This window comes from Pseudoalteromonas sp. SG41-1, assembly GCF_014164575.1.
GTDB lineage: Bacteria > Pseudomonadota > Gammaproteobacteria > Enterobacterales > Alteromonadaceae > Pseudoalteromonas > Pseudoalteromonas rhizosphaerae.
This window is the reverse complement of sequence record NZ_JACJFL010000118.1, coordinates 1-594: the sequence shown is the minus strand read 5'-3', so window position 1 is coordinate 594 and position 594 is coordinate 1. Positions and strand designations below refer to the sequence as shown.

The 594-nt window shown below is 52.9% G+C and carries 1 protein-coding gene; it reads left to right on the top strand.

Going from position 1 to position 594, the window contains the following annotated elements; genetic code table 11:
- Window positions 1-594: Ig-like domain-containing protein (locus H5203_RS22545; RefSeq protein ID WP_182740987.1), on the top strand; the 594-nt coding region annotated here is incomplete at both ends.

Genomic DNA, 594 nt, shown 5'->3' with positions numbered 1-594 from the left:
AAGCCAATGCCAGTGTCAGTGTGACTATCAGCGATGGTTCGAATAACCAATCGCGTACTGTGACGGCTGATGGCTCTGGGGCATGGACTATCAGTGGTCGTGAGTTTGATGTCAGCAGCTTTAATAACGGCACACTCACCGTCAGCGCCACACAAAGTGATGCGGCGGGTAACACCTCCAGTGCAGCCAGCACCTCAGTGATTTTAGATAACGCAGCACCGAATGCCTTGACGATAAGCACCCCGATTGAGGTTGATGGCCGGATCAATGCTGTAGAAGATGGCAGTGTATTGATCACCGGCTCTGGCGCAGAAGCTAATGCCAGCGTCAGTGTGACCATCAGCGATGGCGCGAATAACTTATCACGGACTGTGACGGCCGATGGCTCTGGGGCATGGACTATCAGTGGTAGTGAGTTTGATGTCAGCAGCTTTAATAATGGCACGCTCACCGTCAGCGCCACACAATCTGATGCGGCGGGTAACACCTCCAGTGCAACCAGCACCTCAGTGATTTTAGATAACGCAGCACCGAATGCCTTGACGATTGCCACCCCGATTGAGGTTGATGGCCGGATCAATGCTGTAGAAGATG